Below are 15,331 nucleotides of genomic sequence, written 5' to 3'. Positions count from 1 at the left end.
GAAAGAGGCGTTGTGTGGTGAGGTGGCCGAGAGGCTGAAGGCGCTCCCCTGCTAAGGGAGTATGCGGTCAAAAGCTGCATCCGGGGTTCGAATCCCCGCCTCACCGCCATTTTGCATCCGTAGCTCAGCTGGATAGAGTACTCGGCTACGAACCGAGCGGTCGGAGGTTCGAATCCTCCCGGATGCACCATCTATTACTTCATATTGCTTTCGAAGTGATATGAATATCGAGCAGTACAGTAGTAAATCCCGATGCATCCGTAGCTCAGCTGGATAGAGTACTCGGCTACGAACCGAGCGGTCGGAGGTTCGAATCCTCCCGGATGCACCATTTTTTACTTCATATTGCTTTTGAAGTGATATGAGTATCGAGAAGTACAGCAGTAAATCCCGATGCATCCGTAGCTCAGCTGGATAGAGTACTCGGCTACGAACCGAGCGGTCGGAGGTTCGAATCCTCCCGGATGCACCATTTTTTAATTCATATTGCTTTTGAAGTGATATGAGTATCGAGAAGTACAGCAGTAAATCCCGATGCATCCGTAGCTCAGCTGGATAGAGTACTCGGCTACGAACCGAGCGGTCGGAGGTTCGAATCCTCCCGGATGCACCATATTCTCCCCCTTTGTTTATTCCTTCGACGTTTCGTCAGCAATCACTCTCTCTGTCAGCGACAAAAATCCCCTTTTACGATAAAGTAATGCTTTGTTAATCGTTTAGCGAGAGCACGATGTACGCACAGTATGACGGTTTGATCTTCGACATGGACGGCACCCTCCTGGATACCGAACCCACGCATCGTCAGGCCTGGACCGAAGTCCTGGGCCGTTACGGTATGCGTTTTGATTTACAGGCGATGATTGCCCTCAACGGATCGCCCACCTGGCGTATCGCACAGGCCGTGATTGAGCTGAATCAGGCCGATCTCGACCCGCATCAGCTCGCGCGTGAAAAAACCGACGCGGTAAAAGCCATACTGTTAGACACCGTGCAGCCTTTACCACTCATTGACGTCGTCAAGGAGTGGCACGGGCGTCGTCCTATGTCTGTCGGTACGGGCAGCGAGAGCGCGATTGCTGAAGCGCTGCTCAACCACCTTGGCCTGCGCCACTATTTTTCTGCCGTCGTTGCTGCCGATCATGTTAAACATCACAAACCCGCACCGGATACCTTCCTGCTCTGTGCAGAATTAATGGGTGTTCCACCTGCAAAATGCGTGGTGTTTGAAGATGCTGATTTTGGCATTCAGGCCGCGCGTGATGCCGGAATGGCGGCGGTGGACGTTCGCTTACTGTGAGTGACGCGCTGTCACTCGCTTCATTATTCGCCAGCAGTTTTTTAAGCTCCACCCTCTTACCGGGGAATTCGGAAGTGGTGCTGGTGGCGATGCTGTTGTCCGGCGTAAGTCAGCCCTGGTTGCTGGTCTTAATAGCAACAATGGGTAATAGCCTTGGAGGGCTGACTAACGTTATTCTTGGACGTTTCTTTCCGCTACGCGAAAAATCTCGCTGGCAGGAAAAGGCAGTGGGCTGGCTAAAACGCTATGGCGCTGCCACGCTGTTATTAAGCTGGATGCCTGTAATAGGCGATTTACTGTGTCTGCTGGCGGGATGGATGCGCATTTCCTGGGGACCGGTGCTCTTTTTTTTGTGCCTTGGCAAGGCGTTACGCTATGTTTTACTGGCATGGGTAACACTACAGGGTATGACGTGGTGGCACTAATTGGTGGAATGAATTCGCGACCTTCAATCGTCAACCATTACAATTATGCTGAGTGACAATTTTTTGACAGGCGGGAGGTCAAATTGATCCCGGACGTATCACAGGCGCTGGCCTGGCTGGAAAATCACCCTCAGGCACTGAAGGGTATTCAGCGTGGGCTTGAGCGCGAAACGCTGCGCGTAAATGCGGATGGTAGCTTAGCGACTACGGGACACCCGAAGGCGTTAGGCTCGGCGCTGACACATAAATGGATCACAACCGATTTCGCCGAAGCGCTGCTGGAGTTCATCACGCCAGTAGACGGTGATATTGATCATATGCTGACGATCATGCGCGACGTGCATCGCTTCACCGCCCGCAACCTCGGCGACGAGCGTATGTGGCCGCTCAGCATGCCGTGCTATATCGAGCAGGGGCAGGATATCGAGCTGGCGCAGTACGGCACCTCGAATATTGGTCGGCTGAAAACGCTGTATCGCGAAGGACTGAAAAATCGCTACGGCGCACTGATGCAGACGATCTCTGGCGTGCACTACAATTTCTCTCTGCCGATGGCGTTCTGGCAGGCGAAGTGCGGTGAAACGGATAAAGAAGCGATCTCCGCGGGCTATTTCCGCCTGATCCGCAACTACTACCGTTTTGGCTGGGTTATTCCGTATCTGTTCGGCGCGTCACCGGCCGTCTGTTCTTCGTTCCTGCAAGGGAAACCGACCACGCTGCCGTTCGAGAAGACCGAATGTGGCATGTATTACCTGCCGTATGCGACCTCCCTGCGCCTGAGCGACCTTGGCTATACCAATAAATCGCAAAGCAATCTCGGAATTACGTTTAACGATCTGCACGAATATGTGGCAGGCTTGAAGCGGGCGATAAAAACCCCGTCGGAAGAGTACGAAAAAATCGGCCTCGAAAAAGACGGTAAGCGCCTGCAAATTAACACCAACGTATTGCAGATTGAAAACGAGCTGTATGCGCCTATTCGTCCGAAGCGCGTAACGCGCAGCGGTGAAACCCCGTCAGATGCGCTTCAGCGCGGCGGGATTGAATACATTGAAGTGCGCTCGCTGGATATCAACCCGTTCTCACCGATTGGCGTTGACGAACAGCAGGTTCGCTTCCTTGACCTGTTTATGGTCTGGTGCGTACTGGCGGATGCGCCGGAAATGAGTTCCGACGAACTGCTGTGTACCCGTGCCAACTGGAATCGCGTGATTCTGGAAGGGCGCAAGCCGGGTCTGACGTTAGGTATTGGCTGTGAAACGGCTCAGTTCCCACTGTCTAAGGTAGGGAAGGATCTGTTCCATGACCTGAAGCGCGTAGCCCAGACGCTGGACAGCGTGTACGGCGGCGAAGCTTACCAGAAAGTCTGCGACGAACTGGTTGAAAGCTTTGATAACCCGGAACTGACATTCTCAGCACGTATTCTGCGTTCTATGATTGAGCAGGGAATTGGTGGCACAGGGCGTTCACTCTCAGCGGAGTACCGTGAGATGCTGATGCAGGAGCCGTTAGAGATCCTGAGCGAAGCGGATTTTGTGACAGAGCGTGATGCGTCCGTTGTGCGTCAGAAAGAGGTCGAAGCGGCAGATACGGAGTCGTTTGAGGCGTTTCTGGCGAAGCAGGTCTGAACCAAAAGAAAAAGGCCACATCGCTGTGGCCAAAATATACATCTCTGAATTCAGGGATGATGATAACAAATGCGCGTCTTTCATATACTCAGACGCGCATTCTGTAGAAGAGTTCAGTTTATTTTAAAAAAATCACTATCGGAGGTGACGTATGCCGTTATTAGATAGCTTTACTGTCGACCATACCCGTATGGAAGCACCAGCAGTCCGCGTGGCGAAGACCATGAACACGCCGCACGGCGACACGATCACCGTTTTCGACCTGCGCTTCTGCGTGCCCAATAAAGAAGTGATGCCAGAGAAAGGCATTCACACGCTGGAACACCTGTTCGCCGGATTCATGCGCGACCACCTGAACGGCAACGGCGTGGAGATCATCGATATCTCTCCGATGGGCTGCCGCACCGGTTTCTACATGAGCCTGATTGGTCAGCCTGATGAGAAACGCGTCGCGGATGCGTGGAAAGCGGCGATGGAAGACGTGCTGAAGGTGAAAGAGCAGAACCAGATCCCTGAGCTGAACGTTTACCAGTGCGGCACTTACCAGATGCACTCTCTGGAAGAAGCTCAGGAGATTGCCCGTCATATCATCGAACGTGATGTTCGTGTAAACAGCAATGACGAGCTGGCCCTGCCAAAAGAAAAACTTCAGGAACTGCACATTTAGTATCGTGCCTGTGGATGCCCGGTGGCGCTTCGCTGACCGGGCCTACAATCCTGATGACGACAACCACCACCTTCTCCTTTACCCATCGCCCGCTTGTGCCGTTTTCGCATGATTATGCTCATGGCGACAGCGAGCCGTGGCATCAGCACGACTGCGCGCAGCTCCTGCACAGCCTCACCAGCGTCGTGCGGGTCGATACCGCATCCGGCTGCTGGGTGGTGCCGCCCGGTCGCGGCGTCTGGCTACCTGCGGGTACGCAGCACGCCTTGCGCATCACCGGCAACGTTGCTGCCCGCACGCTGTTTATCGACCCGCTGGCGCGCGCCGATCTTCCGGCGACCTGCCAGATCGTGCAGATCTCGCCCCTGCTGCGCGAGCTGATCCTGACCTCCCTTACGCTTCCTGAATCTTACGCACCCGGAAGCCGCGATGAACGTGTTTATGAGCTGATCCTCGATGAAATTCGCCTCATGCCGGTACTGCCGTTTCACCTGCCCGAGCCGGAAAGCGAAGCGCTGCGCCACCTCTGCCAGAAGATTCGAATGGCCCCGGGAGAAAGCTGGAGCAGCGCCCAGGCCGCAGGTATTGTGGGGATGAGCGAACGCACGCTGAACCGCCATTTTCAGCAGCAGACAGGCCTGAGCTACGGCGAGTGGGTGAGAAGGGCGCGACTGCTGGAAGCCTTAGTGCGGCTGGCACAGGGCCAGCCGGTATTACGCGTGGCGCTGGATCTGGGGTATGGCAGCCACAGCGCCTTTACGGCAATGTTTCGCCGGGTAATGGGTCTCTCACCCAGCGATTACTTCAGGAACGACTGACCGCGTTTAAAAGCGCCTGAATCGACGCGCGTGCCACGTCGCTGTCGATGCCCACGCCCCAGCGGCTGGTCCCATCCTGGAACAGGCAGCGGATATAGGCCACCGAGCGGCTGTCGCTGCGTTCGCCTAACGTATGTTCGTGATAATCCTTGATCACAAACGGTGCGTTGATCCAGCGGCTTAAGCCGTGAGCGGCGGCGGAGAGCAAACCGTTTCCCTGGCCTTCCAGATGGCGGGTGCCCCCTTGCGTGGCGACGCTTGCCGTCAGCCGCAGCTGGCCGTCCTGCTGGCTGTCGCTGCGGTACGATTGCAGCGCTAATGGCGGGCTCGCCACCAGGCCGTAGCGGGCGCGGAACAGCTGCCAGAGCGCATTCTGCGTCATCTCTTTTCCATGGTTATCCGTTTCCTGCTGCACGTGCTGGCTAAAATCCTGTTGCAGGGCGCGAGGCAATTTCAGGCCGTGGTTTTGCTCAATAAGCCAGGCGCTTCCGCTTTTTCCTGACTGGCTGTTCACGCGGATCACCGCTTCATAGGTACAGCCAATATCCTGCGGGTCGACGGGCAGATAGGGCATCTCCCAGCGTTCGCCAGGCTTACGGGCATCGAAACCTTTCTTGATGGCATCCTGGTGCGAGCCGGAGAAGGCGGTGTAAGCCAGACGACCCGCCCACGGATGGCGCGGATGGACGGGCAGCTGGTTGCAGGTTTCTACCGTTTCAACCACCCGATTCATATCACTGAAATCCAGATTCGGGCTAATGCCCTGGCTGTAGAGGTTCATCGCCAGCGTCACCAGGCAGACGTTGCCCGTGCGTTCACCGTTACCAAACAGGCAGCCCTCCACGCGGTCAGCCCCGGCCATGACGGCCAGCTCTGCGCTGGCGACGCCGGTACCGCGATCGTTATGCGGGTGCACGCTGATACAGACGTCACTGCGGCGGCTGAAGTGGCGGCAGAAATACTCGATCTGGTCGGCATAGACGTTCGGCGTGCTCACTTCGACGGTAGCAGGGAGGTTGAGGATCATCGGACGCGCCGCGCACGGCTGCCAGATCTCCGCCACGGCTTCACAAATCTCCAGCGCAAACTCCGGTTCGGTAAAGCAGAAGGTTTCCGGGGAGTACTCGTACTGCCAGCGGGTGTCAGGGTTCTCTTCACACAGCTGACGAATCAGGCGCGTCGCGCGCGTCGCCAGCTCGACGATTTGCGCTTTCTCCATGCCGAATACCAGACGGCGGAACAGCGGGGCGGTGGCGTTATACAGGTGAACGGTGGCCTGCTTCGCGCCGCGCAGGGAGTCGAAAGTGCGACGGATAAGATCGTCCCGCGCCTGCGTTAACACCTGAATGGTGACGTCATCCGGGATGCGGTTCTCCTCAATCAGCTGACGCACAAAATTGAAGTCCGTCTGCGAGGCGGACGGGAAGGCGACTTCGATTTCTTTAAACCCGCAGCTCAGCAGAAGATCCCAGAATTGCAGCTTGCGCGCGCTGTCCATCGGCTCGGCCAGCGCCTGGTTACCGTCGCGTAAGTCGGTCGAGAGCCAGCGCGGGGCGCGGGTGATAATCTGCTCCGGCCAGCGGCGGTCGGGCAACGAAAGGGTGGGGTAAGGCTGGTATTTGTCGGCGGGTGTGTTCAGCATGGTGCGCTCCTGTTGTCTTTTCACTATCGTGAATCGATTTCAGGCGCGCTGCTTTATCGGAACTGACAATCGCTGTCGCGTTTTGGACAAGGGGGGCGATTGTTGCCCGGTGGCGCTGCGCTTACCGGGCCTACGATCGTAGGCCGGGTAAGGCGTAGCCGCCACCCGGCAACCCGTGCACAGGGCTAGTGCGCCCCACCGCCCCCGCTACCGGCCCCAAACGGTGGTTTGGCAAACCACACCAGCCCCAGCAGGACGATGAAGATCCCCGCCGATATCCAGAAAATCTCGTTTGCCGAGATAATCAGCCCCTGGTTGGTGATCTGCTGGGCAAGCCAGCCGGACGCCTGCTGCTCCGTCATCCCCATCCCCTCAAGCTGGCTATACATCTGCTGAGCGTTAGGGTTGAACGGGTTCACCGCTTCGGTGAGTTGAGCATGGTGCATCGATTCCCGGTTGGTCCACAGCGTGGTGGTGATCGAAGTCCCGATGGAGCCCGCCAGCGTACGGGTGAAGTTCGACAGGCTCGATGCCGCCGCCATCCGCTCAGGCGGTAAGCCGGAAAGCGTAATGGTGGTCAGCGGCATAAAGAAGCACGCTACGGCGAAGCCCTGAATAAACTGCGGCCACGCGGAGGCGCCAAAGTCCATTCCCGGTTCAAACGTATACGCGCGCCAGTAGAAGCACACGGCGTACATGATGAAGCTGAACGTCACCAGCCTGCGCATGTCGAGCTTATGGGCGAAACGGCCAATAATCGGCGACAGCAGAACCGGAATTAACCCCACCGGCGCGGAGGCCAGCCCCGCCCAGGTTGCGGTATAGCCGTACACCTCCTGCAACAGCTGCGGCAGCAGAACAATCGCGCCGAAGTAGAGCATATAGGCGAGGCTGATACACAGGCAGCCGATGGTGAAGTTTCGCGATTTAAACAGCGAGAGGTCGACTATCGGATTATCGTCCGTCAGCTCCCAGACAATCAGGAAGCTGATGGCCACCACGGCGACCACCGTCAGCACAATGATTTCCGTAGAGGCAAACCAGTCCAGCTCTTTGCCGCGGTCGAGCATGATTTGCAGGCTGCCGATGCCGACAACCAGCAGTGCCAGCCCGATGCCGTCGATCCGCCGCTGTTCGGTCCGCGTTTCGCGACCACGCAGAGACTGTAGCGTCATCAGCACCACCAGCGCACCGATGGGCACGTTGATGAAGAAGATCCAGCCCCAGTGATAGTTATCGCTGATATAGCCGCCGAGGATTGGCCCGCAAATTGGGGCGACGATCACCGTCATCGACCACAGCGCGAGCGCGATGGAGCGCTTGGCGGGCGGATAGTTGTTCAGCAGCAAACTCTGCGACAGCGGAATCAACGGCCCGGCGACAATCCCCTGGATGACGCGGAAGAAAATCAGCATCGTCAGGCTGCTGGACATGCCGCAGGCCCAGGAGGCCAGCACGAACAGGATCGTCGACCAGAGGAACAGCTTCACTTCACCGACGCGCTTCGCCAGCCAGCCGGTGATGGGAATGGAGATGGCGTTCGCCACCCCGAACGAGGTAATGACCCAGGTCCCCTGGCTCAGCGATGAGCCAAGGTTCCCGGCGATCGTAGGGATCGCCACGTTTGCGATGGTGGAGTCCAGCACCTGCATGAATGTCGCCAGCGACAGCGCAATGGTCATAATGACCAGCTGCGCCCCCTCCAGCGGTTTTTGCGGCTTTTGCTGTTGCATAACGCTCACCTTCGGCTTAACCGGCGTTTGCCTTCACGATGTCATCGATCAGCTTATTGACCGGATCGAGGCTAATTTCACGGGCGTTACTTTCATAAGCTGGCGTACTGCGCACCTGGCTTGCGAGGATCTGACCGTCGCGGTTGGCGGTATCGACCGTCACCAGCGTGGAAAGGCCAATTCGCAGCGGATGGTCTGCCAGCTGCTTAGGATCCAGCTCGATACGCACAGGCAAGCGCTGTACCACTTTGATCCAGTTGCCGGTGGCGTTCTGTGCAGGCAGCAGGCTGAACGCGCTGCCGGTCCCCATGTCCAGACCGACCACTTTCCCGGTGTACTTGACGTCATCGCCGTAAATATCGCTGACCACGGTCGCGGTCTGGCCGATACGCATATGCGCCAGCTGGGTCTCTTTGAAGTTCGCATCGACCCACAGATTGTTCGCCGGAACGACCGCCATCAGCGGCGTGGTGGTGCCAATCTGCGCCCCTGGCTGTACGGAACGACGGGAAACGTAGCCGGTCATCGGGCTGACGATTTTGGTACGTTGCAGGGCAAGCCATGCGTTACGCACTTCGGTCGCCGCCTGTTTCACCGCCGGCTGGTTTTCCAGAGAGGTACCCAGCACCATCGCCTGATTAGCGTTGTACTGTTGGATCGCCACGTCCAGCTGCGCCTGTGCGCTGGCCACCGCGTCGCGGGCGTGCTGCAACTCTTCACGGCCAATCAGGTTGGCGGTGCCGAGAGGAACACGACGATTGAGGTCGCTCTGCGCCTGAGCCAGGGCCGTTTTCTGCACGTCGATATTGGCCTGAAGCTGCTTGCTGTTGATCATCAGCTGGCGGGTCTGGCGAACGCTGGAGGCCAGCGCCGTTTGTGCTTTTTCAAACGCCTGTTGGGCGTCGGTCGGATCGAGCGTGACCAGCACATCGCCTTTTTTCACAAAGTCGGTGTTATCAGCCCAGACTTTCGTCACGCTGCCTGACACCTGCGCCATGATTTGAACCTGATTCCCTGCCACGTATGCATCGTCTGTCTGTTCAACATGACGCAAGACTAAAAACCAATAGATCCCATATGCCACGGCAATAATAATAAAGAGCAAGGTCAGCAGAATAAGGGCGCTCTTACGTTTGCCCTTTTTGTTGGCCGGTTGCTGCGGGAGGGTGTTCTCCGCATTTGCGCTCATTGTTGTTCTCCACGATCTTTTTATTTTCACATCGGCTGAGCCGACCTGTTGTCAGAAAGGCCAGCAGTTTCACGTGCTGGCCTGTCAGTTTTTCTTTTTAGCAATCTGGAATGTTGAGCGGATCGTCGCGTTAGCGCAGCGCCTCAAGGATGACGCCGTCTTCATCCATCTGATCCAGACGGGTGAGCAGCTTGCGAGTGATGTGCTCAAGCTGGTCGCGCTCGGCGGTGCTGAGGGCAGACCAGAGCTGGTGCAGGCAGTTGTGCTGCGGTGGCAGCACTTCGCGCAAGAATTCGTGACCTTTTTCAGTCAGTTGCAGATGCAGGCAGCGGCGATCGTTATCGCTTTCACGGCGTTCAATCCAGCCGCGCTTTTCCAGTTCATCCGCGATACGGGTCGCATTGGTTCGGGATGACCCCAGCGCGCAGCTCAGTTCCGACGGCTGAATGCTGTGATTTTCCTGAGACTCCAGCGTAATCAACGCCATAAACAACGTCTCGTTAATCCCCTGCGCTTTCAGCATCTTGTTACGATTTTCCAGCAGCTTACCCTGCATGTGCATGCACAGGCGGGTCAGCAGGATTTCCTGATACGGGAAGTCCTCATGACGACTGGCGCGGAACTTAAGCATTTGTTCAATGGGCGTAAACGAACTATCCATTTTGGGCATAACCTCATTAATTACAGCCGATATAGTAACGACAGTGACAAATAATGTAAATGAATTATTTGTGCGGTTATATCCGCCAAACGTATGTCACCATCAGAAAGCGCCGGGTAAATCCGTGACCCGGTGAGCACAGAGAGCGTGGGGTGTGTACCCGCGAAAGAGGGGATGTGAGGACAGGGGTCTGAACTATTCATGCCGGTAGTAAATATGTCACCCACAGTAAAATTTCTGGGATAAATGATTACCGTTACCTTAACAGATGCAGGCCCCCTTTACACCCCAGGGGGCCCAAAGCAATGTAAAACTTAGTGAATTGCTTCCTGACGGTGATAGCCGCGCCACCATACCAGCAGATTTATCGCCGCGACGATGGCGCCGATGGCGCACACGCCCGTCCAGCCCGCATGCTGCCAGGCGGAGGCTGAGATGAGCGAGCCCGCCGCGCCGCCGATAAAGTAGCTGGTCATGTACCCGGCCGTCAGACGGTTACGGGCATCCGGCTTCACGCGGTAAATCACGGTCTGGTTGGTGATATGTACACCCTGCACGGTGAGGTCGAGCACCAGAATACCGACAATCAGCGCCAGCACAGAGACGTGTCCGTACCAGATGGCCGCCCAGGAGAGCAGGAGTAAAACCAGCCCTGCGGAGGTGGTCATATGAGATTTGCCTTTGTCGGCCAGCCCACCCGCCGGGCGCGCGCCCAGTGCGCCAGCCGCGCCTGCCAGCCCGAACAGGCCAATCACGCCTTCTGAGTAGTTAAACGGCGGTGCGGCGAGCAGAAACGCCATCGACGTCCATAAGATGCTGAAGTTAGCGAAGGTGAGACACCCCATAACGGCGCGCGTGCGCAGGAGTTTATCCCGGGTGAAGAGGCTGAAAACGGAGGCGAGGAGCTGCGGATAGTTCAGGTGATTTTCCTGCTTCACCCTTGGCAGGCCGCGCCACAGAGCCAGCGCCATGATAACCATCAGCACGCTCGCCACCCAGTAAACGGTGCGCCAGCCGCCGAGGCTCGCCAGCAGCCCGGCAACGGTTCGCGCCAGCAGGATGCCCAGCAGCAGGCCGCTCATGATAGTGCCGACCACTTTGCCGCGTTTTTCCGGGGAAGCCAGCGTCGCGGCGAGGGGAACCAGAATTTGCGCCACCACCGAGAACAGCCCCGTCAGCGCGGTGCCGATAATCATCATCGTTAACGACTGGCTGCTGGCGGTGATCAACATCCCGCCCGCCGCCAGCAGTGTCATGGAGACGATAAGCATCCGGCGCTCAAACATATCGCCTAATGGCACCAGGAACAGCAGCCCGGCCGCATAGCCGAGCTGTGCGGCGGTGACAATAAACCCGGCGGAGCTGGCTGAAAGATCGAAGGCGCGTGCGATGGTGTCGAGCAGTGGTTGTGCGTAATAGTTGCTGGCGACGGCCAGACCCGTTGCCACGGACATTAAAAGGATGAGTGCGGGGCTAAGCCCTTGAGTTGTTTTTGTCATTAGTTTCAGGAATCGTGAGTTAAGTGATTATTTTTCCGGAAACATAATAACCAATGATGGTGAATGTTGGGGAATTGTTACGTGGTGGATTGTGCGGTTAAGGTTGGGTGTGGTTTGATCCCCTCACCCCGGCCCTCTCCCCAAAGGGGAGAGGGTGTATAAAGTCCCCTCTCCCCTTTGGGGAGAGGGTTAGGGTGAGGGGAAAGTACTTTACTTCTGCGCCTCAAGCGCCTCTTTCACCCAGCCATCGAACTGCTGCTGGTGGGCTTTGATCCAGCCATCCACGTGGCCTTTGATATCAGCTTCGGATGATTTACCCGCGTGCATCATCGCGTTCTGGGCGTTAATGTCTGCCAGCGGCAGTTTCATCACCGAGAACAGCTTCGCCGCCGCCGGGTTTTTCTCGGCCCAGGCTTTGTTCGCCACGATATGCATGGTGTTCACCGGGAAGCCATAGTTCATGCCGTTTGGCAGTTTGGTGTCGATATCTTTCTGCTCGCCCGGCAGGGAGGAGAAGGGCACCTGCAACCAAACCACGTCTTTGCCCGGCTTCAGCACGTCGCTCACCCAGTACGGCGTCCAGGTGTAGTAAATCACCGGCTTGCCTTCTTTAAAGCGGGCGATGGTGTCGGCCATCATCGCAGAGTAATTGCCGTGGCTCACGTCGACGGTCTTCGCCAGATCGAAGGCTTTGTTCTGGTGGTTAATCACCGCTTCACAGCCCCAGCCCGGCGAACAGCCCATCATGTCGGCTTTACCGTCACCGTTGGTATCAAACAGTTTTGCAATCTTCGGATCTTTCAGCTGTTCAATATTGGTGATGTGATACTTATCGGCGGTTTTCTTGTCGATCAGATATCCCTGCGCAGCGCCGGTCACAAAGGTGCCTTCGCGGTAGAATTTCTTGTCACCGCCTGCGGCGGCATACATGTCGTCGTGCAGCGGCTGCCAGTTCACGGCGGTAAAGGTGGCGTCACCGGAGGCAATGGAGGTATAGCCCACGTTGTAATCCACTTCGCTGGCGGTATTCACCGTATAGCCCAGTTTCTCCAGCGCACGGCTGACAATCTGGGTCTGGAAGGACTCTTCCGAAATGGTGCTCTGCACCGGCTGCACGGTAATGCCTTTGCCCGGCAGGTCAGCGGCAACTGCGCTGGTGGAGACAAGGGTCGCAAACGCTGTGGCAAAAAGTACGTTATGTCGCATCGTTGTTCCTTATTTTGTAAATGGGCGGGTGAGTAACCCGACAGGGCCGGTGGTGTACCAGCGACGGTTGCCGCGACTACGTGAATCACGACCGACAGCCTGGGTCAGGCGGTCAAGAATGATGGCGAGGATCACAATCCCGACGCCGCCGACGGTCGCCAGCCCCATATCGAGACGGCCAATGCCGCGCAGTACCATCTGACCTAACCCGCCAACGGCAATCATCGAGGCGATCACCACCATCGACAGCGCCAGCATCAGCGTCTGGTTAACACCTGCCATAATGGTCGGCATCGCCAGCGGAAGCTGAACCTTAAACAGCATCTGACGCGGGCTGGCGCCGAACGAGCGCGATGCCTCTATCAGATCCGCAGGCACCTGGTTAATGCCCAGAATGGTCAGGCGAATAATCGGTGGCAGGGCGAAGATAATGGTCACGACCACCCCCGGTACGTTACCGATGCCGAACAGCATCACGATAGGCACCAGGTAAACGAACGCTGGCGTGGTCTGCATCGCATCCAGCAGCGGGCGGATAATCTTCGCGGCCCGGGGGCTGCGCGCCAGCCAGATCCCCATCGGCAGGCCGATCACCACGCAAAACAGCAGGGCGGTCAGCACCAGCGCCAGGGTGATCATCGCCTGAGACCACGCGCCAATCGCGCCGATGGCAATCAGGGAGATGAGCGTGGCGATCCCCATACCCGCGCTGCCGAACTGCCATGCGATCAGCGAGAACAGGATAATCGCCACCGGCGCGGGCATGCCCAGCATCAGCTGCTGGAAGCCGTTCAGGATGTAATCCACCGGGATGCGGATCCCCTGGAACACCGGACGGAAGTGGGTAACGACCCAGTCGATCCCCTCCGTTACCCAGCTATCCAGCGGGATCAGCGTCTTGTGGAACGGATCCATAATATTGAAATGCTCTGGGGCAGGCGCTGGTGCGCTGTTGAGCCAGTCAGCCGCGCCGCCGCCATCGGCAGGCGCAGGCGTCGACCCCCACGCATCGGCAGATTGCGCCGCGCTGTCCGCTGCTTCAGTGGTGCCCCATGGGTTTGATTGATCAGCCATTGTTTGTCCCCTCGCGATCTAAAGCCTGTAGCAGCATCCGTTTTGAGATGATGCCAACGTACTGTTGTTCTTCACCGACGACCGGCACGGCGCACGGCGCCTGACCCACGTGAGAGAGCAACTCGCTGAGCGGCGTTTCGGCGTCCACGGCAAGCGGAGCGTCAATCAACGCCGCATCGATTCCCTGGTTTTCGCTCAGGGCGGTTTTCAGAGAGTCAATGGAGACCACGCCGACAAATTTATTGCCGCGTTCAACCAGATAACCGTATTCACGGTCTTCGTCCTGCAACAGCTTCAGCGCGGAGCGCGGGCCAAAACCTGGCGTTTTACGAATAATGCCGTTTGGTGTTCGACGGGCAATATCTTTCGCACTGAATACGTGGCTAATATCCACGCCGCGGAAGAAGGTGCGCACATAATCATTCGCCGGATTATTGAGAATTTCATCCGGTGTGCCGACCTGCACCACTTCACCATTTTGCATAATGGCGATACGGTCGCCAATACGCATGGCTTCATCCAGATCGTGAGAAATAAAAACAATGGTGCGCTGATGTTTGGCCTGTAATTTTACCAGCTCATCCTGCATCTCGGTGCGAATTAAGGGATCGAGCGCAGAGAAGGCTTCGTCCATTAATAAAATGTCCGGATTAATGGCTAATGCGCGGGCTAATCCTACGCGCTGGCGCATGCCGCCGGAAAGTTCATCCGGATACGCATGAGCATAATTTTCCAGCCCGACCTGACGCAGTGCATCAAGGGCTTTTTCCTGACGTTCCTGAGCGGGCGTACCGGCTAATTCCATGCCAAAGGCGGTATTATCGAGTACCGTCATGTGCGGCATCAGTGCAAATGACTGAAACACCATCGCAATTTTCTTTCTGCGCACCTCACGGAGATCTGCGTCTGATATTCTGGCGATATCCACGCCGTCTATCAGCACCTGTCCGCGGGTGGGTTCAATCAGGCGATTGAGAAGGCGAACCATAGTGGATTTACCCGAACCGGATAATCCCATGATGACAAAAATCTCGCCTTCTTCAATGGCCAGACTGGCGTCTTTAACGCCAAGCGATAGCCCGGTTTTTTCCAGAATTTGCTCTTTCGAAAGGCCTTTCTCAATATATTTGAAAGCACGCTGCGGGTGCTCGCCAAATACTTTATAAAGATTTTTCACTTCTAATTTAATTGCCATGCAATAGAGAGTGTCCTGTTATTTGTTTATGTCGATATGATTACCATGGTAAATAGTTAACTGGCATTACCCTAACATACTCAGAATCTGAGACAACCCTGGTCCGGCCTGAGGCCGGAATTTTGTTGCAAGCGAAACGGCTGAATTTCCCATGAATAAAGGGCTGAGGGCGGTTTGAATTTTTCTCAATTTTTTGCTGTGGCATGGGAGAATTTCGCCTGAATCGGTGTGATTCAGGCGAATATGACGGGGAAATTACAGTGTAGTACGTAGTGGAATATTCGGCTGGAAATAATG

At 56.6% G+C, this 15,331-nt stretch carries 13 protein-coding genes and 5 tRNA genes; 10 read left to right on the top strand and 8 right to left on the bottom strand.

All coding sequences use genetic code 11. The features are described 5' to 3' along the window. Positions 1-16 precede the first annotated feature (16 nt). The 10 genes from RS584_RS18135 to RS584_RS18090 all read left to right on the top strand — a co-directional run bounded on the left by RS584_RS18135 (position 17) and on the right by RS584_RS18090 (position 4,835). Positions 17-109, top strand: a tRNA-Ser gene (locus RS584_RS18135). Positions 110-113: 4 nt separating this feature from the next. Beyond that, positions 114-190 (top strand) — tRNA-Arg (locus RS584_RS18130). A 64-nt stretch (positions 191-254) separates the two neighbouring features. Next, positions 255-331, top strand: a tRNA-Arg gene (locus RS584_RS18125). A 64-nt stretch (positions 332-395) separates the two neighbouring features. Beyond that, positions 396-472 (top strand) — tRNA-Arg (locus RS584_RS18120). Between the two features lie 64 nt (positions 473-536). Then, positions 537-613 (top strand) — tRNA-Arg (locus tag RS584_RS18115). Between the two features lie 117 nt (positions 614-730). After that, positions 731-1,297 (top strand): fructose-1-phosphate/6-phosphogluconate phosphatase, encoded by a 567-nt coding sequence (gene yqaB / locus RS584_RS18110; protein WP_015571665.1) that lies wholly within the window; start codon positions 731-733, stop codon positions 1,295-1,297. After that, a complete protein-coding gene (locus RS584_RS18105; RefSeq protein ID WP_017692791.1) occupies positions 1,294-1,722 on the top strand; it encodes a YqaA family protein in 429 nt (142 codons plus the stop codon). The genes yqaB and RS584_RS18105 overlap by 4 nt, the downstream gene beginning before the upstream one ends. A gap of 83 nt (positions 1,723-1,805) precedes the next feature. Further along, on the top strand, positions 1,806-3,350 hold the full coding sequence (gene gshA, locus RS584_RS18100) for a glutamate--cysteine ligase (RefSeq protein WP_315748414.1): 1,545 nt from the start codon (positions 1,806-1,808) through the stop codon (positions 3,348-3,350). Positions 3,351-3,501: 151 nt separating this feature from the next. Beyond that, a complete protein-coding gene (gene luxS / locus RS584_RS18095) occupies positions 3,502-4,017 on the top strand; it encodes an S-ribosylhomocysteine lyase (RefSeq protein ID WP_017382778.1) in 516 nt (171 codons plus the stop codon). A gap of 53 nt (positions 4,018-4,070) precedes the next feature. Continuing rightward, complete coding sequence (locus RS584_RS18090; RefSeq protein ID WP_315748413.1) at positions 4,071-4,835, top strand: helix-turn-helix transcriptional regulator; 765 nt, start codon at positions 4,071-4,073, stop codon at positions 4,833-4,835. On the opposite strand, the gene leuA is transcribed toward RS584_RS18090, so the two are convergent. The 8 genes from leuA to proV form a co-directional block, all read right to left on the bottom strand. Continuing rightward, the gene (leuA, locus tag RS584_RS18085) at positions 4,822-6,477 is read right to left on the bottom strand and encodes a 2-isopropylmalate synthase (protein WP_315748412.1); all 1,656 of its coding nucleotides are present in this window, start codon (positions 6,475-6,477) and stop codon (positions 4,822-4,824) included. The genes RS584_RS18090 and leuA overlap by 14 nt on opposite strands. Before the next feature lie 185 nt (positions 6,478-6,662). After that, entirely contained in the window at positions 6,663-8,210 is a 1,548-nt protein-coding gene (emrB, locus tag RS584_RS18080; RefSeq protein WP_006811709.1) for a multidrug efflux MFS transporter permease subunit EmrB, read from the bottom strand. A 16-nt stretch (positions 8,211-8,226) separates the two neighbouring features. Next, a complete protein-coding gene (emrA, locus tag RS584_RS18075) occupies positions 8,227-9,399 on the bottom strand; it encodes a multidrug efflux MFS transporter periplasmic adaptor subunit EmrA (protein ID WP_315748411.1) in 1,173 nt (390 codons plus the stop codon). Positions 9,400-9,529: 130 nt separating this feature from the next. Further along, entirely contained in the window at positions 9,530-10,060 is a 531-nt protein-coding gene (emrR, locus tag RS584_RS18070; RefSeq protein WP_017694792.1) for a multidrug efflux transporter EmrAB transcriptional repressor EmrR, read from the bottom strand. A 314-nt stretch (positions 10,061-10,374) separates the two neighbouring features. Further along, on the bottom strand, positions 10,375-11,559 hold the full coding sequence (locus tag RS584_RS18065; protein ID WP_315748410.1) for an MFS transporter: 1,185 nt from the start codon (positions 11,557-11,559) through the stop codon (positions 10,375-10,377). Positions 11,560-11,769: 210 nt separating this feature from the next. Further along, the gene (gene proX / locus RS584_RS18060) at positions 11,770-12,765 is read right to left on the bottom strand and encodes a glycine betaine/L-proline ABC transporter substrate-binding protein ProX (protein ID WP_017382774.1); all 996 of its coding nucleotides are present in this window, start codon (positions 12,763-12,765) and stop codon (positions 11,770-11,772) included. A 9-nt stretch (positions 12,766-12,774) separates the two neighbouring features. After that, entirely contained in the window at positions 12,775-13,839 is a 1,065-nt protein-coding gene (gene proW / locus RS584_RS18055) for a glycine betaine/L-proline ABC transporter permease ProW (protein ID WP_015571659.1), read from the bottom strand. After that, entirely contained in the window at positions 13,832-15,034 is a 1,203-nt protein-coding gene (gene proV, locus RS584_RS18050; RefSeq protein WP_023295312.1) for a glycine betaine/L-proline ABC transporter ATP-binding protein ProV, read from the bottom strand. Before proV ends, proW begins: the two co-directional genes overlap by 8 nt. Positions 15,035-15,331: the final 297 nt, after the last annotated feature.

This window comes from Enterobacter sp. DTU_2021_1002640_1_SI_PRY_ASU_LCPMC_013 (assembly GCF_032389435.1).
Lineage (GTDB): Bacteria > Pseudomonadota > Gammaproteobacteria > Enterobacterales > Enterobacteriaceae > Enterobacter > Enterobacter hormaechei_C.
Note: the sequence above shows the minus strand (reverse complement) of the source record. Positions and strands in the feature narration are given on the sequence as shown.